The organism is Thermobifida fusca NBRC 14071 = JCM 3263 (assembly GCF_001592045.1).
Taxonomy (GTDB): domain Bacteria; phylum Actinomycetota; class Actinomycetes; order Streptosporangiales; family Streptosporangiaceae; genus Thermobifida; species Thermobifida fusca.
The window spans coordinates 26,715-49,231 of sequence record NZ_BCWB01000004.1; the positions used below are offsets into that span (position 1 = coordinate 26,715).

Here is a 22,517-nt window from a genome sequence, read left to right on the forward strand (position 1 = left end):
ACTGCATCAACGTTCCGGGCGTCTGTGGGAGCTCGGGAGAGGGCTGCGGGTGTCCCCGCCTTCTGGTTGGGGAGCGGCTCGGGGTTGCTCCCCAACCAGAGGATGGCGGGTTAGTTCAGGCGAGCGCGTTCGTAGGGTTTCGGCCAGAGGTTGCCTGCGCGGAGCCGGTCGGCGGCGTGCAGCGGCCAGTGGGGGTCGCGGAGCATGGCGCGACCGAGCAGGACCGCGTCGGCTGATCCGGAGGCGATGATCTCTTCGGCTTGTTCGGGCGCGGTGATCAGACCGACAGCGCCGGTGGGGACGCGGGCTTCGGTTCTGATCTGGCGGGCGAAGGGCACCTGGTAGCCGGGGCGGACCGGGATACGGGCGTCGGGTACCGCGCCGCCGCTGGAGGTGTCGATGAGGTCGACGCCGCGGTCAGCGAGGAGGCGGGCCAGGCGGACCGAGTCGTCGCCGGTCCATCCGCCTTCCACCCAGTCGGTGGCGGAGATGCGGGCGAACAGGGGCCGGTGGGCGGGCCACACTTGGCGGACGGCCTCGGTGATCTCCAACAGCAGCCGGACCCGGTTGTCGAAGCTGCCGCCGTAGCGGTCGGTGCGGTCGTTGACGAGGGGCGAGTAGAACTGGTGGGCCAGGTAGCCGTGGGCGAAGTGGAGTTCGACGACGTCGAAGCCGGCGGTTTCCGCGCGGCGGGCGGCTGCGGCGAAGTGTTCCGGTAGTGCGGCGACTTCGTCGGTGGTGAGCGCCCGGGGCGCGGCGAGACTGCCGAAAGGCTGGTTGGTGGAGCTGACGGTAGGCCAGCCGCCTTCTGTTTCGGGGACGGTGTGTTCGCCTTCCCAGGGCACTGCGGTGGAGGCTTTGCGGCCCGCGTGCGCGAGCTGGATGGCGGGGACAGCACCGTGGGCGCGGAGGAAGTCGGTGATGCGCCGCCAGGCGGAGGCTTGTTCGTCGTTCCACAGTCCCGCGTCGGCGGGGCTGATCCGTCCTTCGGGGACGACGGCCGTGGCTTCGGCGATCACCAGTCCGGCCCCGCCGAGGGCGAATTGGCCGAGGTGGACGAGGTGCCAGTCGTTGGGGACTCCGTTGTGGGCGGAGTACTGGCACATGGGAGAGACCCACACCCGGTTGGGGATGAGGGTGTCGCGCAGTTTCAGTGGTTCGAAGAGGTGGCTCACATTGAGCACGAATCACCGATGGTTTTTTCGCATTCCCGGGTGGGCCGTGACTCTGCTCACAGCAGGATGCCGGGCTGGTTCCAGTCTTGGTGGCGGTGCCGCTCCCCGCTCAGTTTCTCGCAAACACCACACGATTCTCATTTCCTCCCAAACCCGCATACTCCCCCCGGGTCGTGGTAGAGGCTCTCCGACATCAGGTGGCACACGCCGCGGCAGCGGTCCGCGGCACAGCAGCCCACCACCGCGGAGACACGCACAAGGGGAGAGCAATGCAGCACGACGCGTTCATCGGACAAGTGCAGGCGCGGGCTCGACTCGACAGTCGCGGATCAGCGGAAACCGCGACCCGGGCCACTTTGGAGACGCTGGCGGAGCGGATCCCCGCTGACCTTGCCGAGGACCTCGCTGCCCAGTTGCCGCGGGAGATCAGCGAGAACATTCTGCGCATCACGTCCCAGCCCGGGGAAGAACAGGGGCACCGGTTCGACCGGGACGAGTTCATCGCCCGGGTCAAACAGCGCTCGCACACCGACGAGCCGAAGGCTGCGCACATCGCGCGGGTGGTATTCGAGGTCCTCGACGAGGCGACGACCGGCGGCACGATGGAGAAAGTCCGGCAGAGCCTGCCTGAAGACCTGCGTCAACTGGCGTTGGCTGGCAGTAAGGGCTGAGCACCGGCACGGCAGGGCGGTGCCGGGGGTGTGCTGGGGCCGCGGTGCCGCCGCCACGGAGAGGAGAGACATCGTTGATCGCACACCAGGACCTCGTGGACCGTGTCGCCGCCCATGAAGAGATCGCCGACACCGAAGAGGCGCAGCGCGTGGTGCACGCGGTCATCACGTCCCTGTCTCCTCACCTCGCTCCGGAGGCCCGCAAGGACCTGCGGCGGGAGCTCCCGAAATCCCTGTGGGAGGACATGGACCGGGGCCAGGCTGTTTCCCCGCAGCGCTCCGGCACCCTGGCCCAGCAGGTCGGTGAAGAGTTGAACTGTCCGCCGGAGCGGGGACTGCAGTTGGCTCGAGTGGTGGTGTCGGAGCTTTCGCTCGCCTCTCCCATTCTCGGCAGGGAGATCGCAGACTCGCTCCCCGACACGTTCGGCTCCTAACCGGCGGGCCGTGCTGCGTGTGCGGCATTGGGGGTGCGTGGTCTGGGCAGGAGAGCACAGCCGTGGTCCCCGATGCAGCAGCGGCCAGGCGTGCCTTGCGAGGAGAACGGCTGCCGGGACCGGCCTCTGCTCGGGCGGACCGGGGCGGCGACGCCCGGAATCCTGGTGGCTGAGGGGAAGGAGGATCGGGCGGTTGCCGTGGCGGCACAGGGCAGGGGGACTGCTGCCGCCGAGAAGAAACCCACGCTAAGGAGGCACCATGGTGCTGCTCCACGACACTGACGAGGTCCGCAGGGCACTGTTCGACCTCGACTATCCCGCTGCCAAGGAGGCGGTGGTCGCGTGCGCGGAACGCAACCGAGCCGCACCTGAAGTGGTGAAGGCGCTGCGGGCCCTGCCCCTGGGCGAGTATGCCAACGAGGCGGAGGTACTGCGGTCGATTCCGCTGGATCCTGCTGCGCCGCGGCAGCGGACCCCGGCGGAGCGCAACGAGCAGGCCCGGAAAACACGGCACGGCCATCCGGGTGTGGCCGAGCACATGCACGAGGTCTCCCCTCCCCCGATCGAGGAGGAGCTCGGGGAGACGTGGGGACGCTGACCCGGAGGCACGGCCGGGGCGGCACGCTGCGGCCGCCCCGACGCTCCGCGGATCACACGGTGGCGAGCATTCGGCGGCCCATCTCGTGGGTGAAGCGCTCCAGTTTGCCTGCGGTCTCTTCTTCTTGCAGAAGGTTGGTTTCCAGCAGTTGGATGCAGGTGGTCTCCCCCATGAGCATGGCTTTGCCAACAAGTCCCCGGTAGGCGGCGATCTCATAGTGTTCGACCTTGAGGGCCCCGCCGAGCGCGAACATCGTCAGCACTTGCGGTGACGGGTTCATTCCGGCGAACTCTCGGAACTCTTGGCGCAGCGCTTCGATCGCCGCGCAGGGGACTCGCTGCGGTGTCGCACCGATCGCCCGGAAACACTGCTCGAGGTTGGCGATCTGCTGCTGGGTTTCCTGCTGGTGGTGGCGGAGCATGTCGGCGACGTTCTCGTCGGCGACCATACCGGACATCTCGTCGAGCATGTCGGCGATCACCGCCTCACCGGTGCGCATGGCCGACATTTCGTGGACGAACAGGTCTCTCGGGGTTTCCAGTTTCATCGCTGCTCCTTGTCGGATACGTTGCGGCGGCTGCGCGGCTACCCCCGCCCGGCAGCACCTCACCCCTTTTTGTGCGTGCTTTGCGGTTTCTTGAGCGGAATGTCCCACCGCAGTCTTGAGGACCGGGAAGCCGTTTCTGCCCGCGCATGCACCGGGAAGCAGCAAGGACTGCCTATGCGACGAGGGCGTCCACCAAGCGGTGGAGTTCGTCTGCGGTGACTCCGCGGCTCTGGAGGTAACCGTGGGCTCCGCCGTACTCGGCGGCGAGCCGGTCAAGGAAGATCTCCATGGTTTCGGGGAAGGCGCTGAAGGTCTCCTCCGGCATGGCGGCCAGCCGCTGCTGGTAGGCGGGGACCGTGCTGAGCTGGGCGTGGAGTGCATCGAGATGGTCGGCGGTCCGCGCGTAGTCGGCCACGATGTCGTCGCGGTCTGCTCCCGCTGCGGCGAGGATGAGCGCCACCGCGGCCCCGGTGCGGTCTTTGCCTGCAGCGCAGTGCACGAGGACGGGCAGGTTCCGGTGCTCTCCTAGCAGGCGCACGATGCGCGCGAACGTGTCCCCAGAGTGCTCCAGGTAGCCCAGGTAGTGGGCGGCGATGGCGGCACTGCTCGTAGGCTGGGCCTTCGCCATCCGGCGTGCCGCATACAGCGGCAGGTGTGCTGTGGCCATGCCGGTTTCCGCGAGCGCCGGGCTGGCGGCTTCGCGGGCCTCGCGTCGGCCGCGCAGGTCGACTCGGGTGCGCACCCCGAGACCGTGGGCGAGCTGGCGGGCTTCGTCAACGGTGAGGAACTGGGGGGTGGCACTGCGGTAGAGCCGTCCCATGCGAATCCTGCCGCCGTCCGTGGTGCGGACTCCACCCACGTCGCGGAAGTTCATCAGGGCCGTGAAGACGGGGGAAGCGGGGGGTTCACTGATCTGAGTCACTCCGCCATCTTCGCTTACGCCCCAATACGGGACAATCGGCGGTCCTACCGGTGTGGGCGAGAAGTCTCGGCCGCATTGCCGACCGCGTTCCTTCCTGCGGGCAGTGGGGTCACGCCAGCACGTCGCGCGCTCTCGCGAGATGGTCGGGCTCGTCACCATGGCGGGGTGGCCGATGCACGGGGGGCCGGCTGTCTGCTCTCGACAGGATCACGCTGCTGTGCGGAAGGACGATGACGGGGTGCTTCGCGCGGCGCTGCCGCACGCATGCCTGCGCTAGTGCCGGGGGACCATGGGGGCGCGGTGCGGGCCCTGGAGTTTACTGAAGCCCTCGTTTCTTTCCCCTCTGCAACGGAGTGGCCACAATCCCCTCCACGCATGGCGTCCGCTATCACCGGAAATATCCCGCAATACCCGGCGCAACCCACCCCACAAAGCAATTACATAATGAAAAAATCTATTTACCTTCTGTGATAAACATGAGGTTGTGGGCCCGCATTGGAGTCAGGTCAGACTTGGTGCAAAAATCCTCAGCGCCACCCTCACGTTCCTTGCCGGTCTCGCTCTCGCCGGACACGAGGCCGAGCTCTGGCAGTTCTCTCCCCGCGAGGAATTCCGACTCGCCTCGGTCAGCATCACCTTGCTCTTCTTGAGCTTGACCGCCTCAGCGATCCACCAGTGGCGTTCAGAAAAGTCTGAAGTCACCCTCCGCAACATCCGCCAGGGAGTCACCTACTCCCTGCACGCCCTCCTGTTCCGCATCCAAGACGAAACCGGGATCGACGTGCGGGACCTGGGCGCCACCGTGCATCTGCGGGTCCGCACCGGCATATGGCCGTTCCACCACGAACAACTCGTCCCGCTAGCGTGGGCACGGTTCCGAGCCACCAGTGTCTCCGGTATCACCTGGCGGCCCGGGGTCGGCGTCATCGGCCGCTGTGTAACCTTGGGCCGCCTGCTCATCGTGGATGTCGCCGCCCTCGACCGGCAACTGGAGAGCCTCACCGAAGCGGAATGGCACGAACTTGCCCAACGCGAACAGCAAGAACCCCCCGAACAGTCCCGGACACTCGGGATGAGTTACCGTGAATGGCAGCGGGCTCGGGGCAAGTTCAGCGTCATCCTTGCCACCCCACTGATCGGGCGGAGCTCCACCAGGTCGGAGATCCTGGGGTGCGTGTCGATTGATGTCATGACCCCCGATCCCAGCACCGACAGCTACGAGCTGCTGTCCGAGGAAGCCGTCCAATACGCCGTCAGCGCCGCGGCACGCGAGATCAGCAACGTGTTAGCCGCTTTCCTCTGACTCCTCGGACACAGCGGGGACGGAGTGGCAGACCGTGAACGACCGCAGCAGACCGACGCCCCGCATCCTGGTCGCCCAGCCGATGTGGACTGCCGAGTCAGCCAAACTCTTCACCGCGGAAATGGAACGGCTCGGCGCCCCGTCAGCACACGCCGCGGTCTGCTACTTCGACGCCCGCGCAGAGATCCGCAACGACTCTCTGCTGCGCCGCCTGTTCACGCGGCGCCGCCGCTGACACCACCGTCCACACAGCCCCGCCCCGGCCTCGCCAGAAACACCCAGACGGCTCTATCCGCACCCACAGCAAGGACACGGTGCCTGACGGGAGCCCGCCAGGCACCGCAGAAGACATAATCATCCCCTCTCCCGCTGGGGCCTGCCCCTTCCGAGAGGAGCCCGGCAGCATCAGTGCGCGCGACGCATCGTGACAATGCCCACCCACAGGCCGAGCACGGCCGTGACGACCGCCGACAGCGCGCCCCACGCAACCACCGACGTGTCCCACACCCCGTTGAACAAGGCGCGTTCCGCGTTGACCACGTAGGTCAGCGGGTTGAGCAGGGACATGGTACGCAACCATCCAGGACCGCCCTCGACCGGCAGCATGATGCCGGCCAGCAGCACCAGCGGGAACAGCACCGTCTGCTGAACCCCCCAGAACAGCCAGTGCCGGTCCTTGGACACCAGCGCCAGCGCATAGGAGAGAGCACCCACACCGACACTGAACACACTGATGATCAACAGGCCGCCGAGCGCCCCCACCACGTGGGGACGGAACCCGAATGGGATAGTCGCGGCAAGAATGATCACCGTCTGGGCGAGCACCGGCACGATCTCTTTCAACGCCCGCCCCACGATCAGCGACGAACGGCGCAGCGGCGAGACCAGCATGCGCTCGTGCGAACCGAGCTGGATCTCAAACAGCAGGTTCGCTCCGGTCGACATCGTGGCAAACAGGCACGACATCACGATGATGCCGGGCACAAACCACTGCAGGGTCGACTCGCCCGACAGCCCTTCAGGCAGCAGAGGAGCGAACAGGGCGAGGAAAACCAGCGGCTGCACCAGGCTGAAGACCACCGTGAACGGGTCACGCAGCACAGGCCGGAGTTCACGGACGAAAACGGTGATAGTGTCAGTGAGAGGCGTGGTGGGAATGGTCATGCCGGGACCTCCTGGGTAGCGGCAGGCTCCGAAGCAGCGGCGTCGCGGAGGCTGCGGCCCGTCAAGTTGAGGAACACGTCGTCGAGCGTAGGCCGGGCGATCTCCACCGCAGCGACCGGCAGGTCGGCTTCTTCGAGCTCCCGCAGCAGGGCGGGTGCGAGCCGGGAGCCGCCGTCAACCTCCAGCACCACGCGGACACCGTCGTGGGTACCCCGCGCGCTTTCCGCCCGGGCCATGAGATGGCCAAAAGCCCGCTTGGCGTCGTCGGCCCGGTCGAACGTGAGCGTGATGCGGTCGCCCGCGTATTCGGCTTTCAACCGTTCCGGGGTGTCATCGGCGATGATCGTGCCGTGGTCGATCACCACCACACGTTCCGCGAGTTGGTCGGCCTCGTCCAGGTAGTGGGTGGTGAACACGATCGTAGTGTCGTGCCGGGAACGCAGTTCACGGATGTGTTCATGCAGGTTGGCCCGGTTTTGCGGGTCTAGCCCGGTGGACGGTTCGTCGAGGAACAGCAGTGGCGGCGTGTGCATCAGCCCCAGGGCGATGTCCAGCCGGCGTTTCTGGCCTCCCGACAGGGAGGAGGAACGCCGGTCGGCGACATTGCTCAAGTCGAGGGAGGCGATGAGTTCCTCGGCGCGGCGGCGGGCCTGGTCCGTACTCATCCCGTAGGCGCGCCCCTGGCTGATGAGTTCGTCTCGACCGCGCTGGTTGTACCCCGATCCGGTGCCTTGGCCGACGTAGCCGATACGGGAGCGCACTTGGCGCGGTTGGGTGCGGATGTCGGCTCCCGCGACTTGGGCGGTGCCTGAGGTGGGGAGGAGAAGCGTGGTGAGCATCCGCAGGGTGGTGGACTTTCCGGCCCCGTTGGGGCCTAGGATCGCTACCATCTCCCCTGCTTCAACGTTCAGGTCGATGCCGCGGACCGCTTCCACCGTCCGTTTCCGGGTGGTGAAGTGTTTGGTCAACGCACTAGCGTGGATCATTGTCTCATTCACGACAAACCACTCTAAAGGTTATTGCGGTCATCGCGCGTCCGTAATATGCGGCATGCTGAAACCATGGCTAATACGAGCACGCGAATGCTGCGCTTGCTATCCCTGCTGCAGACTCAACGGTATTGGTCCGGTAGGGAACTCGCAGAGCAACTAGGGGTGAGTGAACGTACCCTGCGCCGTGACGTAGACCGGTTGCGGGAACTGGGATACCCGGTCGAGGCAACACGAGGAGTGGCCGGCGGCTACCAACTGCGGTCGGGTACGGCCCTCCCCCCGCTGCTCCTCGACGACGAGGAAGCCGTCGCCATCGCCGTGAGCCTGTGCACGGCCGCGCAGAGCACGGTGACCGGCGTCGAAGAAACAGCGGTGCGAGCCCTCGCGAAGGTCGTCCAGGTGATGCCGCCCCGGCTGAGCAAGCGAGTGGAAGCGCTGCGCCCCTTCACCCTGCCCGCCCTTCGCAGCAACGCACCAGCGGTCAACGCGGTCATCCTCACGGTGCTCGCGCAGACCTGCCGGGACACCGAGATCCTGCGCTTCACCCGCCTTGCCCGCGACGGCACACGGTCCTTGAAACTGGTGGAACCCCACCACCTGGTGTCGCTGTGGCACCGCTGGTACCTGATCGCCTGGGATGTGGGCCGGGGAGACTGGCGCACGTTCCGGGTCGACCGCATCACGGATCCGGAGGCGACAGGGGCACGGTTCATCCCCCGCGAGATTCCCGGCGGTGATCCGGCGGAATTCGTGCGAAAGCACAGCCGGGAGCTGCCCCCGCAGTACCGGGTGGTGGTCGAAGTGGCTGCAGCCGCCGACACCGTCCGGCGGGCTGTGGGTTCGTGGGGAACAGTGGAGGAACTGGACGGCGACCGGTGCCGGCTCACCTTGCACACGGACTTCTTCGACTGGCCGGCCATGCTCCTCGCCTCCCTCGACGCAGACTTCACCGTGGTGGACCCGCCCGAATTCCGCGACTACCTGCAGGCCTGTGCGGGACGGTTCCTGCGCGCCGCCGAGTCGGCTGGACCGCTCCCGTCCGAGTCATGAGCGGCACGGACAGCACGGTGCCGAGCCACCGAGGGCGCGGACCGTCCCGCCTTCGTGCGACAGCACGGAGGACTGTTCGAGGTAGTGGACTCTGGTGTGTTTTTCGGTCGCGATTGTGTGGGCGGTTGCTGGGGGTTGTCTGTAATCTTCACAACCCCCAGCTTTACGTTGTAGATTTTTGATTGGCTGCTGGAGGGCTGCCTGAAGGCGCCGCTCCCTCCCCCAGCTTCGCCGTGTTCCCGAGGTTCTCCCCCGTCGCCCCCCCTGCCTCGCGGCACTTGTTCCTCAAGCTCGACGGCCGCGCAGATGCTGCACTCCAAGGGCAACGAGCCCACACCCCGTCCCCCACGCGGCATTGACCGCGAAGAGCGCAGGGATCGCGAGCGGGTTGGCGACCGGTCCCCGCAACTCCCCCGCCAGAATCGGGGACAGCACCGCGCTCAGCACGAGGGAAGCCAGCGCATACCCCAACCGGTCGCAAGCAGTGTGACGTCCTCCCTTTTTGGAAAGACGGGGATTCCTGCCGTACCGCTTACGCGGCACCAGTGACGGGAACACGGAGACGATCGCGCTGCACTCTGACGTGATGTTCGAGTTTGACCGGGCTGATTTGACGCCGGAAGCCGAAGCCGTGGTGCGGCGGACCGCGGAAACCCTGGAACACAAGTCAACCCTGATCACCCGGCGCGAGATGTTCGCCAAGGTCTGCGCCAGCTTCGAGGCGCGCCTGATCGACGTGGATCTGCTCGCTAAATCCCCGCCGAAGGTCGCGGTGCGACATATCGCCATTACCTGTGGTCGCCTTCATACCTCGCCGCGTCATGCGGTGGCGCACCAACTAGAGATCATCTAGAGGTATATCGAACAGCAACGCTAGCCGCCTCGACCTGAAGACCAGGACTTGCGCTGCAGTCGTTCGAGTCACACACAGCGTGGGTGGGAAGGACCGTGCCGCCCGCAGGTCGACCTACTGTCCAGTACGGAACCCCCTATAGTCGGAGCTGTGACGCCGAACAGTCCCGCGCTGGCCGTGCCCTGGTCTGGCCCCCGTGCCGCCCCTGTGCTCTTGGCCGCGCGGCAGCGCTGCACCGGTGCTGGGGGCGCCTGCGGCGTACCGTGCCGAGGAAGGGGGCACCCGTTGTGCAGGACAGCACCGACGGCCACTGCTGTGGACCGGGGATTGCGGTGCGAGCCTTGGTTGCCTCTCCCCCACTGGCGGGCCGCGAGCCGGACATCCGCGCCCCGGCTCCTTCCCCCACCCTGCCCTGTACCGCGCAGCAGCGCTGGCGGCAATCGGCCACCGCCCCCGAAACTCAGAGAGGGAGTATGACTGCCGATCGCAGCCCTTTTGCCCTGTCCCTGTCCGTCTTCCTGCTTCTTTCGTTTGGCCTGTCGTGGCTGCTTGCGCTCCCGCTGTGGCTCGGCGACGGGCTTGAGGACCCGCTCTTCTACCCCATTGCCGTGGCCATGATGGGTACGCCCGCAATCGCGGCGCTCGTGGTCGTCTTCTTCGTGGAACGCCCACCGCAGCGGGCCCGCTCCCTTGCCCTGTGGCCGCTGACCCCCGCGGGCCGGTTGATCGGCTATCTCGCGCTCGCCTTGGTCGTCCCGATCCTGCTTATCCTGGTCGCACTGCCGGTCGGCGCCCTGCTCGGCGTGTACCCAGCGGACTTTGCCCACCTCTCCGGATTCCAGGAGCTCATCGACGCCGGCGTGGCAGAGCTGGGTATACCCATCCCCGACATTCCGATCGGTGTCCTGCTCGCCTTCCAATTCGTGAACGTCATCATCGGCGCGTTCCTCAACCTCATTCCGGCACTGGGTGAAGAGCTGGGCTGGCGGGGCTGGCTGCTGCCGCGCCTGTACCGGTTCGGTGCCGCACCTGCCCTGCTGATCAGCGGCATCATCTGGGGTCTGTGGCATGCGCCGGTGATCTTGCTCGGCTACAACTACCCGGATGCGCCCGGTTGGCTGGGCCTGCTCATGATGGTGGGAATGTGCGTCATCATCGGCGCTGTCTTCGGCTGGCTGCGCATGCGGTCCGCCTCCGTGTGGCCCGCAGCGCTCGCGCACTCCTCCTTCAATGCCGCGGCCGGATTCCACCTGGTGTTCGCCCAGGCCGGGCAGACAGTCAACACCGTGCACGCCTCCATCCTCGGGTGGAGCGGGTGGATCGTCCCCATCCTGCTCGTTGCGGTGCTGTGGGCTACCGGCCAGTTCCGGCCCGCTCCGGTGGAACCGGAGCGCCCTGAACCTCACAAGGAGCTCGAATAGCCTGGGCGGGCGGTGCCCTCCTCCAGGGCACCGCTCCGCTCTCCTACCGCGACGACAGCGCCGTTCCGGAGCCCAGGAAGTGCCCCGGAGCGGCGCTGTCGTGGTTGGGCCTGGGGCTTCCCTCCCCAGACGTCCCGCTCGCCTGGCCCACGGCGAGGCCGGACGAGCAGAGGTGGTGTCACCGGCGGCTCACAGGGAAGCGAGCAGTTCCCGGCAGACCATCTCGCAGCGGCGGCATGCTTCGGCACACACCCGACAGTGCTCGTGGTGGTCAGCGTGGCGGGCGCACTCGTCCGCACACACTTTGCAGGCTTCGGCGCAGGCCTCCAGGATCGCGCGGGTGAGGTTAGCGTCGTAACCGGTGTGCCGGGACAGCACCCGCCCAGTGGTTTCGCAGATATCAGCGCAGTCCAGATCAGTGCGGATGCACTTGGTGAGTTCCGCAACCCTGTCCTCGCTCAGGCAGGCGTCTGCGCATGCGGTGCACGCCTGAGCGCATTCGAAGCACGCTTCGATGCATGCCCGCAGTTTCTCCTGGTCGACTCCGCCCAGACTCTGCGGATAGGTCTCCAGCATCTGTCCCGCGACACTCATCGTGTTCTCCTTCCCGGGTGTACTGCGGCCTGTGCTGGTCCGGGCTTCGGCCAGACCGGACCGTGACCCATCCGCTATCCGCCTGGGACGGAGCCTAACCTGGTGATCTTTCCCGAGGCGGCCTAGGATTCCTCGGTTTTTGGTCCCCCGGTGGGAAGGCCGATGAGGAGCGCGGTCAGCCAGAGGACGATGGCCGCGGTGAAGCCCACGGCGAGGCGCGCGGTTTCTGCGTGCCCGCTCAGCAGCAGCGCGATCCCTGCGGCCCCGATCGCGCAGAGCAGCAGCCCGGCCCACAGGTACACCGCGCGCCGGAAAACAGCGGCGAGCGGGAGGAAGTGGAGTCCTACGAGAGCGCAGATGATTCCGGAGGCCAGCTCGGTCTGGTCCAGGAAGACGAGGACAGCCCCGGCCGCGATGCTCACCACAATCTGGCTTGCCGCGATGAGAATGAACCAGCGCCGCTGTTTTCGAGGGGTGGCTACAACCGATGTTTCGAAGATCCCCCCGCGGGTCCCCATCACGACGACGATGAAAGTAGCCAGAATCGATCCGCCGAGGGCGATCAGCAGCGATGCCGTGTCGGCCAACATGGAACTGGCACTCATCGCCGCGAAAAATCCGAGCAGGGCCATGAGAACCACACCTCGCGGCTGTGCGCGGTTCTCCGGAACCGATGAAGTAACGGGAGGTGAATCCATATCGCCCCTTCTTCCCCAACAATTTCCCGGAAAACCACTATCTCTTACTGTTGACCCTGTTTCGTCACTCGCTGTCACAGAAGTTCGCTGCTCTTCGTTTTTGTACGGTATCTCTGGCCACTTTCGGCCAACCTTTGTTGGCGAAAAACCGAAAAGAACGCTCTTCGGAGAATGGTGTTCTAGGGGTTGGGCGTGCTCTTCCCCGCAGGCGAACGGCGGCTTTTCCTTTGACTGGTTCTTCGCTTTGAGGCGTTTCCGCGGCTGGTGTGGGCTGCGCGGAACAGTTCTGCCCCGCAGTCACTTGCCCCTTGTCCGGCGGTGCGATGCTGCGGCCGCCGCCCCCGGTCTGGCGGGACGGTGTGTGCCGGGTCTCCCCTGCCATCAGGGGCGCGGGGTGCTAGGGCCTGGGCGGACTGTGGACTGCTGTGCTCTGCGGCAGTCAGCGCAGCCCGAAGATGGGCCGCTCCCGCTCACCGGTGAGGGAATCGGCGATGTCTTCGAAGACGACGAGGGCCCCGGGGACGGGAAGTACTCGCACCTGGGAGATCCCGGTGGCGGGGAGCATCCCCTCGAGTTCCAAGGTCAGCGGTTCGGTTTTGCTGTCCCACGCCGTCACGTCCACGTCGTATCCGCCTCCGGTCGCCGCGTCCTTGCTGAGGTGCACCATGACGGCGGCGTCAGCGAGATCCACCCACGAGGTTCCTGCGAGCACATGCGGATAGGGGGCGCCACTGGCGGCGCTCTGCACAAGCTGGCCGTCCAGGGAGCGGCGCTCGTGCACCAGCCGCCCGCCGTCTTCTGTGTCGATCCGTACCACGGAGACCGTGTCCGCGGTGAAATGTGCGCTGTGGCCGTGTTCGGTGAGGTCCAGGTCGTCGACCAGGATCTCGCCGGTGGCCCGGTCGACCACCAGGTAGCGGATGTCGGACCCCCATTTCTCCACGGCGACGACCGAGCCGTCGGAGGTGACCGGGTGGAGGTGGGAGCGGTAGCCGGTGTGGTGGTAGCTGATCTCCGGGTTAGGGCCGACCGGGCCTTCCCCCGGATATTCGGTGCGCCACAGCTCCTGGCCGGTGGCCGCGTCGAACGCGGTCAAGCGGCTCGTTCCTCCCCGCAGTTCGGTCCGTCCGCCGAGCACCCCGTCCTCCCAGTCGGTAGCGAGTCTGGTGGGGGCGCCCAATTCGTCGTGGCAGTCCTGGGAGACCACGACAGCGTCGGGGAAGGCGCGGATCCAGGTCCGCGGCCGCCGGTCGACCAGGCAGTGAGGGTCGAGCGGCGCGGTCCAGCGCTGGGCGTCGGTGTCGAGGGCGCGGGCGGTGAGCTGCCAGCCGTCGTCGCCGTGGTCCAGCAGGATCCGCGCATCCTTGGTGAGAAGGTCGATAGGGGCGATGCCTCCGATCCGACTGATCCGGCGCCGCTGTTCGGCGTCCCGCCCCAGGTTCATCGGAGTGCTGCTGCGGACCTGGCCAGTGGCGGCGTCCAAGGTGAGCAGCGTGTCCCGGTATCCCCGGTGGTCGTAGACGGTGAAGAAGAGGACGACGGTGCGGCCGTCAGGGGTGACGTTGGCGGTCACCTCTGAGCCCAGTCGGCGGTAGTGCCACGTCTCCTTTCCGGTGACGGTGTCCAGGGCGATCACCCCGTCGCCGACGTCGACGACCGCGCCGGCGGCAGTGGCCAGCACGCGGTGAGTGCGTGCCCCGTGCGGCGGGTGCCAGCGCCAGGCCACCCGTTCCACGGTGGTGGGGACGGGGCGTGCCTCTGCTGCGGTGGCGGTGGTGTGCGAGACGAGGGCGTCCGCGGCGGCCGCCCACACCCCGGTGGCCAGGAGCAACGCTGTTGCGGTGCCGCACGCCAGTCCAGTCAGGGGCATTCCCAGTGAGCGGGGCCGGTGGTTGCGGCCGCACACCGCCATGATCGTCGCGCCCCCGGTCATGGCCACCAGCCCGGTCCATCCCACCACCGACCAGGGGGTGCTGCCGGGGCCGGGGGTGGTGAGGCCGAACAGCCACCGCGGGGTCTCTACCAGGGCCATGAGCGCGGTCACGCCGACGAGGACCCAGCACAGGAGTACCGGGCGCCGCGAGGCCGCGTTCTGGTGCTCTTCCGGGACGCGTTCGAAGAGTTGCAACAGGGTCAGCCAGCCGAGGAGTCCGGCCAGCGCCCAGAAGAAGACGCGGATGATGGGGAGAAGGTCCGGGCCTTCGCCGCTGTCTCCGAAGAGCAGAGGGCTGACCAGGCCGACCAGGGCGCCCACCGTTAACAATCCCATGCCGACCCAGGTGAGGAAACGGCGGAGGGTATGGGAGAGGTGTAGCGGTACAGGGGGCATGGTCGTGGTTCGGCTCCTCGGCGGATATTCAGTGGTGCGGCGACGAGGGCTGCCGGGGGTGTGCCTCCATCGTCGACGAACCGACGAATTCCCGCCAATGGAACCGAACACGGATGGCGGAGTCCTCGTGGCCAGTTGGGTGGTCCCGCCACGGCGCTAGGAGGCCGCAGGTCGAAACCCCGCACCGTTTCCCGGGTGCATCGGCCACCGCGGTCATCGGTTCAGACGGAAGGCTTCGGCAGTCATCTTTCCCACCGTTTCTCCTATTGAAGGAAGTTTACGAGGATTTTGTCTCTGCGACTACCGTTGCGGGGAACTCTTTGCACTATTTCCGGGGGTGCGGCGAGTCTTCGCAGAGCCGCGGCTTCCGTATTCTCGCGTGAATTCCTGGAAAACAGTCCCGGCACCGGATCTGATGTCGTTTCCGGTGCGGGGCAGCACGGTGGGCCTGGGATGCACCCAGGCCCACGGCCACTTTTCGTCACCTGCGTGCCCGGAAGGCGGCGCGGCGACGGGGGTTAGAAGCGTTCGCGGCGTACGACGGTGCGGCGTCCTTTAATCGTGCTTTTCTTCAGTGCCGCGATCACACCGTCGGCAGTGGATTCGGGCACTTCCACCAGGGAGAAGCGGTCAGCGATTTCGATCGCGCCGATGTCCCGTCCGCTCAATGCGGTCTCCCCGGCGATCGCTCCCACAAGGTCTTGGGGGCGGACCCGGGCGTTGCGTCCAATGCCGACGAAGAGGCGGGTCATGCCGTCGGAGGGGCCTCGGCCGCGCCGTTCACCGCGGCCCGGTCCGCCGCGCCGTCCACGGCGTTCGCGGCGTTCGCTCCGCTCGGGGCGGAGCACCGGTTCGGGGATCTCCTCCTCTTCGGTGACGGCGCCGCTGGCTTCATGCGCCAGTTTCACCGCGGCCAGCGCGATCTCCATGATGTCGAACTCTTCGGCGAGCGACTCCACGACCACGCGGAACGCCTCGCGGTCGTCGTCCTCCTCCTTCAGAGCTTCGTGGAGCGCAGCACGGGTCAGTTCGACGCGGCGGGCCCGCAGGTCCGCGACGGTGGGGAGCTTCTCGACGCTGATCGGGCCGCTCGTGCTGCGCTGAATGGTTTTGAGCATCCGGTGTTCCCGCGGCTCGACGAGGGTGATCGCGACGCCTTCTCGGCCGGCCCGCCCCACGCGGCCGATGCGGTGCACGTAGGTTTCGGTTGCCGACGGCACATTGTAGTTGACCACGTGGGTGAGGTGTTCGATGTCGAGTCCGCGGGCGGCGACGTCCGTGGCGATGAGGAGGTCGGCGGTTCCTCCGCGGAGGCGCGCCATGACCCGGTCGCGCTGTTCCTGGCTCATGCCGCCGTGGAGCGCTTCAGCGCGGTATCCCCGAGCGTTGAGCGTCTCGGTGAGCTGGTCGACTTCCTCACGGGTGCGGCAGAACACGAGGGCCGCGGTGGGGGATTCCATGTCGAGGACGCGTCCCAGGGCCGCGGGTTTGTAGGGGCGGGCCACGATGTAGGCGTTCTGCCGGACTTTCGGCTCTTCTCCGGGTGCGGGAGAAGTGCGGGCGATGCGTACGCGCACCGGGTCGGTGAGGTGGCGTCGGGCGATGCCTTCGATGCGGTCGGGCATGGTTGCCGAGAACAGCACTGTCTGGCGGTTCTCCGGCACTTCTTCGATGATCGCCTCGATGTCTTCGGCGAAGCCCATGTCGAGCATCTCGTCGGCTTCGTCCAAGACGACCGTGCGCACCGTGTCCAGGACGAGGGTGCCGCGGCCGATGTGGTCGAGGGCCCGTCCCGGGGTGGCGACGACGACGTCGACACCGCGTTCCAGGGCCCGCAACTGGCGGCCGATGGGCTGGCCGCCGTAGATGGGGAGGATGCGTGCCTTCAGGTGGCGGCCGTAGCGGTGGAGTGCTTCCGATACTTGCAAGGCCAGTTCCCGGGTGGGCACCAGGATGAGCGCCGAGGGAGTGTCCCCGCGGTCGCTGTCCGGCAGCCGGTGCAGGATCGGCAGGGAGAAGGCTGCGGTCTTCCCCGTACCGGTTGCGGCCTGGCCGAGCAGGTCACGGCCTTCCAACAGCGAGGGGATCGCCTCGCGTTGGATGGCCGTGGGCTCCTCGTAGCCGACCTCGGCGAGGGCATCGAGCAGTTCCGGCCGGAGGCCAAGGTCGGCGAAACTGAACTGTTCTGTAATGGTCTTCTCCGTCAATTGCGGCTCCTCGTCGCTGAACACACACGCACGGGACTGGCCGACTGCGTCGGCGTCTCCCCGCGCTCACAACGGCCCCTTACCGTGCGCGATCTATCCCTCGTTCAGCACGGTCAGCAGCCGCTCACCCGTGGCGCGCGGAAGAACCGGGGATCAGGGACATCCGCGTCCGCCGTGGGGTGAGACGCGGAGAAGACCGCTCAATCAAGAAGCCGCTGTAGGTTTACCATTCTCCGCGTTGGAGGGCGGAGTCATGGGCCTACCGGCTCGGGTTCTCCTTCCAGATCGCGCCTGTGCGGCTTCGGCCGCTCCACTGAGCATGGCCGAGACGATCCACTCGTAAACGGTGACCCACGCCGAGCCTACTGAGGGAGCCCACTCAAGAGAGATGTCGCGGGCCGCCTCGATCAGCGCGTGTCCGACGCAGCGGTACTCCTCCAGTCCCAGTCCCCATCGGACGTAGTGGTACTCACCGAGCTTACGTAGGGTATCCCAAGTCTTTTCGGGTTCGTCGAGATGGTTGACGACTTCGACGAGGACGCGGGCCATCCGGACGTGCTGTTCCCCCATGTCCTCGGGGAACAGGTCGCGGCAGCTGGGCAGCAGCCGGAACAGGTGGTGGTAGAAGCGGTCAGCCAGGACTTCTGGCTGGTCCAAGAGGTCGGCGCAGAGGGCCTGGACGAGGCTGACCGTCCGGAGGTCGGGGCGCGGCAGCTCTCGGGTCACCGCAATAGCCATAACGTTTTCCTCCCCTTTTCTCCTATCCCCCAGAAATATCTTTTTGTCTCCCAGCAAATTTTCCAGGCAGCACAAATAGTTCCGGAAAATAAAACAGGATGTCGAATACCATCAAAAAATAGGAACGACAAACCTCTTGGAGACCTAGTCCTTGCTGGTGGGACAGGCTCTGACAGCTACTTTAGACCGTCGTTCACCGTGCTTTAATCCGGGGCACCCTTCGCGGACAGGAGGGTTTTTTCACACCGAAATTCCATGGTCTTTTTGCGGGACTTTGGACTCTAGTGCTCCCGCCTTGCTATCCGCTCTCTTTTCGGTGTTTCCGATACGCTGTGGAGCCTGTTCGATACTCAACAGGAAGATTTGCCAGAAAAGAGAAGAGTTTCCCCTGTTGTCCCTTCGGTTTTTTGTGAGGGAAGTCACGGGGGCCGAGCTGTGCACTCTTATGATCCGGAGTCAGCGTCTCGGTACTCCCCGCGCCTGAGGACGCTCCTGGGGGTACGTGCCGCGTGTGTCGTCTGTGCGGCCGTCCGGCGCTCCAAAGGGAATGCGGTGGTGCCGTGCCAGGCATGCCTGGCACGGCACCACCGCAGTGTTGAGGGTTAGGAAGGGGAGTCGTCCGCGGGCGGTGAGGTGTCCTGCTTGCGGGGGCGGCCCCGGCGGGGGATCGCTTTGACTCCCTGAGGCATACGGCCCGCGTCGATGAGCGCCCGACGTAAAAGAAACTCGATCTGCGCGTTCGTGCTGCGCAGCTCGTCACTAGCCCATTTGGCAAGCGCGTCATACACCGCCGGGTCGAGCCGGAGCAGAATTTTCTTACGCTCGCTTGCCACCGAACCAACCTCTACGAGTACAGCGTTCCTGTGTTGACGACCGGCTGGGTGGGACGGTCGCCGCACAGCACGACGAGCAGGTTGCTGACCATTGCGGCCCTGCGCTCCTCGTCGAGGTCCACCACACCCTGCTCAGCCAGCCGGTTGAGCGCCAGTTCCACCATGCCGACCGCGCTCTCCACGATCTGCTGGCGTGCTGCGATGACCGCCCCCGCCTGCTGGCGCTGCAACATCGCCTGGGCGATCTCCGGCGCGTACGCGAGGTGGGTAAGACGGGACTCGATGATGCGCACCCCCGCCGAGGCTACGCGTTCGGCGAGTTCCGCAGAGAGCTTCTCGGTGATCTCATCGGCATTGTCCCGCAGGGACAGGCGGTCAGTGCCCTCGTGGTTGTCGTAGGGGTAGTTGTTGGCGATGTGCCGGACGGCCGCCTCGGTCTGCGTGCTGACGAACTGGACAAAGTCGTCGACTTCGAAGACGGCGCGAGCGGTGTCCTCGACCTGCCAGACCACGACAGCGGCGATCTCGATGGGGCTTCCGTCCGCGTCGTTGACTTTCATGACGGCGGTCTCGTGGTTGCGGATCCGGGTGGACACCGGCTTGCGGGTCGTCAGCGGGTTGACCCAGCGCAGCCCGTCAATGCGGAGCGTACCGATGTAGCGGCCGAAGAGCTGCACGACACGTGCCTGGTTGGGGTCGATCATGGTCAACCCGCACAGGAGGAAGAGACCGGCGAGGAACAGCAGCGCGCCCACCACGATCAGCGCGACCGCGCTCACATCAGCCGCGTCCAGCGTGTTGATCCGCACCACTCCGCCGATGACCCCGCCTGCCCCGGCCAGCATCATGACCAGGGAGAAGATGAGGACCGGTATGCCGGATGCGCCTTCGATCAGGCGCTCTTCCACTTGAGTTTCCAGGTTCTCCACCGCCACCGCGGCTTCCCGAGCCATCCATCAGCTCCTCTCACTATCAGACTGATGACTCAAGTCTAGCATTGTGATATCACTTTTTTAAACTCGTTCGGAGGAAAGGGACAAGCGCGGTGATCCACGTACACAACCTCACCAAGCGCTATGGCGCCACCACTGTCGTCGACGGCCTCACCTTCACCGTCGCCCCCGGGAGGGTCACCGGCTTCCTCGGCCCCAACGGCGCCGGGAAGAGCACCACGATGCGGATGATCCTCGGCCTGACCTCACCCACCTCTGGCACGGCCACGATCAACGGCCGCCGCTACCGCACTCTTCCTGCGCCCCTGCGCGAGGTGGGCGCGCTCCTCGACCCCGAAGCAGCCCACCCCGGGCGCACTGCCCGCGCCCACCTGCTGTGGCAGGCCCGCGGCGCCGGACTGCCCCGCCGCCGCGTCGACGAAGTCCTCGAACTGGTCGGCCTGGCCGCTGTCGCCCACCAGCGCATCGGCAGTTTCTCCCTGGGCATGCGCCAGCGCCTCGGCATTGCCTCCGCCCTCCTCGGCGATCCCGCCGTGCTGCTGTTCGACGAACCCGTCAACGGCCTCGACCCCGAGGGCATCCGATGGTTCCGCGGCCTGCTGAGCCAACTAGCCGCCGAAGGCCGCACGGTGCTGGTCTCCAGCCACCTCATGCACGAGATCCAAACCGTCGCAGACCACGTGATCGTCATCGGCCGCGGCCGGCTGCTCGCCGACATGAGCATGGCTGAGCTAGCCGCCCGCTACACCGGCGGCATCCGGGTGGTCGCCTCGGACACCACCCCTCTGACCGCGGCACTCGTCTCCGCGGGTGCCGAAGTCCGCTCCGCGGACGGCGCCCTCCTCGTCAGCGGGCTGGAAGCCGCGCACGTCGGGGAGATCGCGCTGCGCTGCGGCATCGCATTGCGGGAACTCACCCCCCAGCACACCAGCCTGGAAGAGGTCTTCATGGAACTCACTGCCGCCGCCACACCCCACCGTTCCGGCAGCATCCCCGCCTCGGAAAGGAGCCAGGCATGACCGCATCCGCCACTGCTGTTTCCAGCCCTGCCCGTCCCCCGGCCTCCCCTGGCCTAGGGGCAGCTGTGCTCGCCGAGTGGACCAAGCTCACCTCGGTGCGCGCCACCTACGTCTGCCTCGCGGTCACACTGCTGCTCGGCGTCGGCTTGAGCTCCCTCGCCGCGTTGGGTATCGGCGCAGCCGGTACCGAAGCCCTTCCTCCCGGAGTGGACCCGGTCGAGCAGGCTGCCGCGCTCGCCCACGTCGGCCCAGTGTTCGGGGTGATCCCGCTCGTCGTCCTCGCCGCCCAGTTCTCGGCCCGGGAGTACCCCAGCCAGCTCAGGCTCACCTTCGCCGTCCACCCGCGCCGCGGACGTGTCCTGCTCGCCAAGACCGTGGTCCTCGTCGGCACCGTCCTCGCCGTGGGGGCGGTGACCGTGGCGGCTGCTTTCGCTGCCTCGCAGGCCATCCTCGAATCCTTCGCCATGCCCACGGTCAGCCTTGCCGAGCAGTGGCGCACCACGCTGGCCTTGGGGGTGACCCTGCCGGTCTTCCCCCTGCTCGCCTTGGGCCTGGGGACCATGCTGCGCAGTGTGGCGGGCACAACCGCCGCCGTCCTGGCGGCACTGCTGCTCCCCCCGATGGTCAGCACGCTGCTTCCCGACTCGGTGCAGCGGCACGTGCTCCGCTACCTGCCGACCGGCGCCTGGGACAACGTGGTGGGCGCCACCGCAGCAGAATCCCCGCTCCACATGGACCCGTGGGCGGCGCTCGCGGTCCTCACGGGCTGGCTCGCCCTCTGCTGGGGTGCGGCCTTGCGGACGCTGCACCGCACCGACGTCTGACTACTCCGGCGGCGGTCCCGGGCACGCACCGCCGCCGGAGTCACTCGTCCCCGGGACCGATCCCATAGGCGCGGAGCGTGTCACGCGCCTGCGCCACCTGCTGCGGGGTCAACAGCAGCGGGGGTTCTGCGGCCCCCGCTGCCCGCTCCCCCGTATCGACCGTGCCGTCCTGGTGCATCGCGGCAAACCGCACCGGGTAGGAGGCGTTGCGGAACTGCAGGTTCTGGCCTTCGTCGGAGAGCACGAATTCCACCCACAACCGGGCCGCTGCCGGGTGCGGGGCCTCCTGGTTGACCGCCTGGCAGACCAGTCCGCCGACCGTGGGTGAGGGGACGACCACCTCCCATTCGCGCACGCCACGCAGATCTGCTGCCCGCTGCAGGTTGGCGTGCTCCCAGTCGATGACCGCGGTGGTCGCCCCGGAGGCCAAATCAGCGCGGCGGGGAGTGCCCCACCGGAGCTGACCGGCCCGGTCCAGTTCGTCGAGCAGCGCCGCGCCAGGGGCGAGGTCTGCGGGCCCACCCCCGGCTGCGAGTGCGGTCAACACCACTCCGAGCAGGGCAGCCTCTTCCTTTTGGGGGTCGCCGGCCAAGGCCACTTCCCCCTGTCCTTCCCCCAGGTCGGACACGGTTCGGAGGGCTTGTCCGGTGTCGGCGGCGAACCCGAGCGACAAGCGGGCAGCCGCCCCGCCGACATACCGGGCTTTCGGATCCCTGCTGTCGGCTGGGACCTCCTCCCAGGTGCGCACCCGGTATTCCGCAAAATGCTCGGCGGCATGGGCCGCTGCCGTGTCCTGCCCCACCATGAAGACGTCGGGGGCGCGGTCGGTTCCCGCATAGCGGACCGCGGCCGCGATCTGCTCCTCGTCTGAAGCGTGCGGGGCGGCCACGTTGACGCGGATGTTGTATGCGGTTTCGAAAGCAGAGATCAGCTCGCGGTGATCCGCCTCCGGCGAAGCTGCAGCGACGATGTTGAGCTCTCCTTCAGCCTGCGCTGCGGTGATGAGCTCCGCCATTCCGCCCAGGTCCGCGGCTGTGGTGGCGGCCGCTGCCGCCCCGTACTCCGAGCCGTCCACGGGCGGCGGCTCGGGCCCGCATCCCACGACGCATAGCAGGACACTCAACGCGGCAGCGCACACCACCCCTGCCGGGGTGGAACGCTCTCCCGTGGCCCGCATACCCCCTCCCTGGTT

General features: G+C 67.0%; 23 protein-coding genes. 10 read left to right on the forward strand and 13 right to left on the reverse strand.

Translation table 11 applies throughout. From position 1 onward, the window contains the following. Positions 1-110: 110 nt before the first annotated feature. A complete protein-coding gene (locus TF1_RS00475) occupies positions 111-1,175 on the reverse strand; it encodes an NADH:flavin oxidoreductase/NADH oxidase (RefSeq protein ID WP_061783509.1) in 1,065 nt (354 codons plus the stop codon). A 269-nt stretch (positions 1,176-1,444) separates the two neighbouring features. On the opposite strand from TF1_RS00475, the gene TF1_RS00480 reads away from it, so the two are divergent. The 3 genes from TF1_RS00480 (at position 1,445) to TF1_RS00490 (ending at position 2,878) form a co-directional block, all read left to right on the forward strand. Further along, complete coding sequence (locus TF1_RS00480; protein WP_011291889.1) at positions 1,445-1,846, forward strand: DUF2267 domain-containing protein; 402 nt, start codon at positions 1,445-1,447, stop codon at positions 1,844-1,846. A gap of 74 nt (positions 1,847-1,920) precedes the next feature. Beyond that, a complete protein-coding gene (locus tag TF1_RS00485; protein ID WP_104613072.1) occupies positions 1,921-2,280 on the forward strand; it encodes a DUF2267 domain-containing protein in 360 nt (119 codons plus the stop codon). Between the two features lie 259 nt (positions 2,281-2,539). Next, the gene (locus TF1_RS00490) at positions 2,540-2,878 is read left to right on the forward strand and encodes a DUF2795 domain-containing protein (RefSeq protein WP_011291887.1); all 339 of its coding nucleotides are present in this window, start codon (positions 2,540-2,542) and stop codon (positions 2,876-2,878) included. Positions 2,879-2,930: 52 nt separating this feature from the next. Here TF1_RS00490 and TF1_RS00495 read toward each other — a convergent pair whose 3' ends face one another. Continuing rightward, positions 2,931-3,425, reverse strand: coding sequence for a YciE/YciF ferroxidase family protein (locus TF1_RS00495; RefSeq protein WP_011291886.1), 495 nt, complete (start codon positions 3,423-3,425; stop codon positions 2,931-2,933). Positions 3,426-3,597: 172 nt separating this feature from the next. Next, entirely contained in the window at positions 3,598-4,347 is a 750-nt protein-coding gene (locus TF1_RS00500) for a tyrosine-protein phosphatase (protein WP_016188658.1), read from the reverse strand. Between the two features lie 484 nt (positions 4,348-4,831). Between TF1_RS00500 and TF1_RS00505 the strand changes: the two genes are divergently transcribed. Beyond that, a complete protein-coding gene (locus tag TF1_RS00505) occupies positions 4,832-5,650 on the forward strand; it encodes a hypothetical protein (protein ID WP_061783510.1) in 819 nt (272 codons plus the stop codon). Positions 5,651-5,684: 34 nt separating this feature from the next. Next, positions 5,685-5,885, forward strand: coding sequence for a hypothetical protein (locus TF1_RS00510; RefSeq protein WP_011291883.1), 201 nt, complete (start codon positions 5,685-5,687; stop codon positions 5,883-5,885). 170 nt (positions 5,886-6,055) lie between these two features. On the opposite strand, the gene TF1_RS00515 is transcribed toward TF1_RS00510, so the two are convergent. Together TF1_RS00515 and TF1_RS00520 are read right to left on the reverse strand one after the other, a co-directional pair. Further along, entirely contained in the window at positions 6,056-6,814 is a 759-nt protein-coding gene (locus TF1_RS00515) for an ABC transporter permease (RefSeq protein ID WP_011291882.1), read from the reverse strand. Continuing rightward, a complete protein-coding gene (locus TF1_RS00520) occupies positions 6,811-7,800 on the reverse strand; it encodes an ATP-binding cassette domain-containing protein (protein WP_011291881.1) in 990 nt (329 codons plus the stop codon). Before TF1_RS00520 ends, TF1_RS00515 begins: the two co-directional genes overlap by 4 nt. A 75-nt stretch (positions 7,801-7,875) precedes the next feature. On the opposite strand from TF1_RS00520, the gene TF1_RS00525 reads away from it, so the two are divergent. The 3 genes from TF1_RS00525 (at position 7,876) to TF1_RS00535 (ending at position 11,130) form a co-directional block, all read left to right on the forward strand. After that, entirely contained in the window at positions 7,876-8,856 is a 981-nt protein-coding gene (locus TF1_RS00525) for an HTH domain-containing protein (RefSeq protein ID WP_082797677.1), read from the forward strand. Positions 8,857-9,439: 583 nt separating this feature from the next. After that, the gene (locus TF1_RS16610) at positions 9,440-9,709 is read left to right on the forward strand and encodes a hypothetical protein (RefSeq protein ID WP_016188655.1); all 270 of its coding nucleotides are present in this window, start codon (positions 9,440-9,442) and stop codon (positions 9,707-9,709) included. A 473-nt stretch (positions 9,710-10,182) separates the two neighbouring features. Next, on the forward strand, positions 10,183-11,130 hold the full coding sequence (locus tag TF1_RS00535; protein ID WP_016188654.1) for a CPBP family intramembrane glutamic endopeptidase: 948 nt from the start codon (positions 10,183-10,185) through the stop codon (positions 11,128-11,130). A 189-nt stretch (positions 11,131-11,319) separates the two neighbouring features. Here TF1_RS00535 and TF1_RS00540 read toward each other — a convergent pair whose 3' ends face one another. From TF1_RS00540 to TF1_RS00570, 7 genes are all read right to left on the reverse strand, one after another. Then, positions 11,320-11,724 (reverse strand): four-helix bundle copper-binding protein, encoded by a 405-nt coding sequence (locus TF1_RS00540; RefSeq protein WP_011291877.1) that lies wholly within the window; start codon positions 11,722-11,724, stop codon positions 11,320-11,322. 122 nt (positions 11,725-11,846) lie between these two features. Continuing rightward, positions 11,847-12,356, reverse strand: coding sequence for a hypothetical protein (locus TF1_RS00545; RefSeq protein ID WP_104613075.1), 510 nt, complete (start codon positions 12,354-12,356; stop codon positions 11,847-11,849). Positions 12,357-12,861: 505 nt separating this feature from the next. Continuing rightward, the gene (locus TF1_RS00550) at positions 12,862-14,751 is read right to left on the reverse strand and encodes an outer membrane protein assembly factor BamB family protein (protein ID WP_104613076.1); all 1,890 of its coding nucleotides are present in this window, start codon (positions 14,749-14,751) and stop codon (positions 12,862-12,864) included. Between the two features lie 518 nt (positions 14,752-15,269). After that, a complete protein-coding gene (locus TF1_RS00555) occupies positions 15,270-16,958 on the reverse strand; it encodes a DEAD/DEAH box helicase (protein ID WP_011291874.1) in 1,689 nt (562 codons plus the stop codon). A gap of 204 nt (positions 16,959-17,162) precedes the next feature. Continuing rightward, positions 17,163-17,696 (reverse strand): globin domain-containing protein, encoded by a 534-nt coding sequence (locus TF1_RS00560; RefSeq protein WP_011291873.1) that lies wholly within the window; start codon positions 17,694-17,696, stop codon positions 17,163-17,165. 602 nt (positions 17,697-18,298) lie between these two features. Next, the gene (locus TF1_RS00565) at positions 18,299-18,529 is read right to left on the reverse strand and encodes a hypothetical protein (RefSeq protein WP_011291872.1); all 231 of its coding nucleotides are present in this window, start codon (positions 18,527-18,529) and stop codon (positions 18,299-18,301) included. A gap of 11 nt (positions 18,530-18,540) precedes the next feature. Beyond that, positions 18,541-19,482: an SPFH domain-containing protein gene (locus tag TF1_RS00570; protein WP_061783512.1), complete on the reverse strand. Its 942-nt coding sequence runs from the start codon at positions 19,480-19,482 to the stop codon at positions 18,541-18,543. Between the two features lie 92 nt (positions 19,483-19,574). Between TF1_RS00570 and TF1_RS00575 the strand changes: the two genes are divergently transcribed. Further along, positions 19,575-20,501, forward strand: coding sequence for an ABC transporter ATP-binding protein (locus tag TF1_RS00575; protein WP_011291870.1), 927 nt, complete (start codon positions 19,575-19,577; stop codon positions 20,499-20,501). After that, a complete protein-coding gene (locus TF1_RS00580; RefSeq protein WP_061783513.1) occupies positions 20,498-21,325 on the forward strand; it encodes a hypothetical protein in 828 nt (275 codons plus the stop codon). Before TF1_RS00575 ends, TF1_RS00580 begins: the two co-directional genes overlap by 4 nt. 40 nt (positions 21,326-21,365) lie before the next feature. Here TF1_RS00580 and TF1_RS00585 read toward each other — a convergent pair whose 3' ends face one another. After that, the gene (locus TF1_RS00585; RefSeq protein ID WP_011291868.1) at positions 21,366-22,502 is read right to left on the reverse strand and encodes an ABC transporter substrate-binding protein; all 1,137 of its coding nucleotides are present in this window, start codon (positions 22,500-22,502) and stop codon (positions 21,366-21,368) included. Positions 22,503-22,517: the final 15 nt, after the last annotated feature.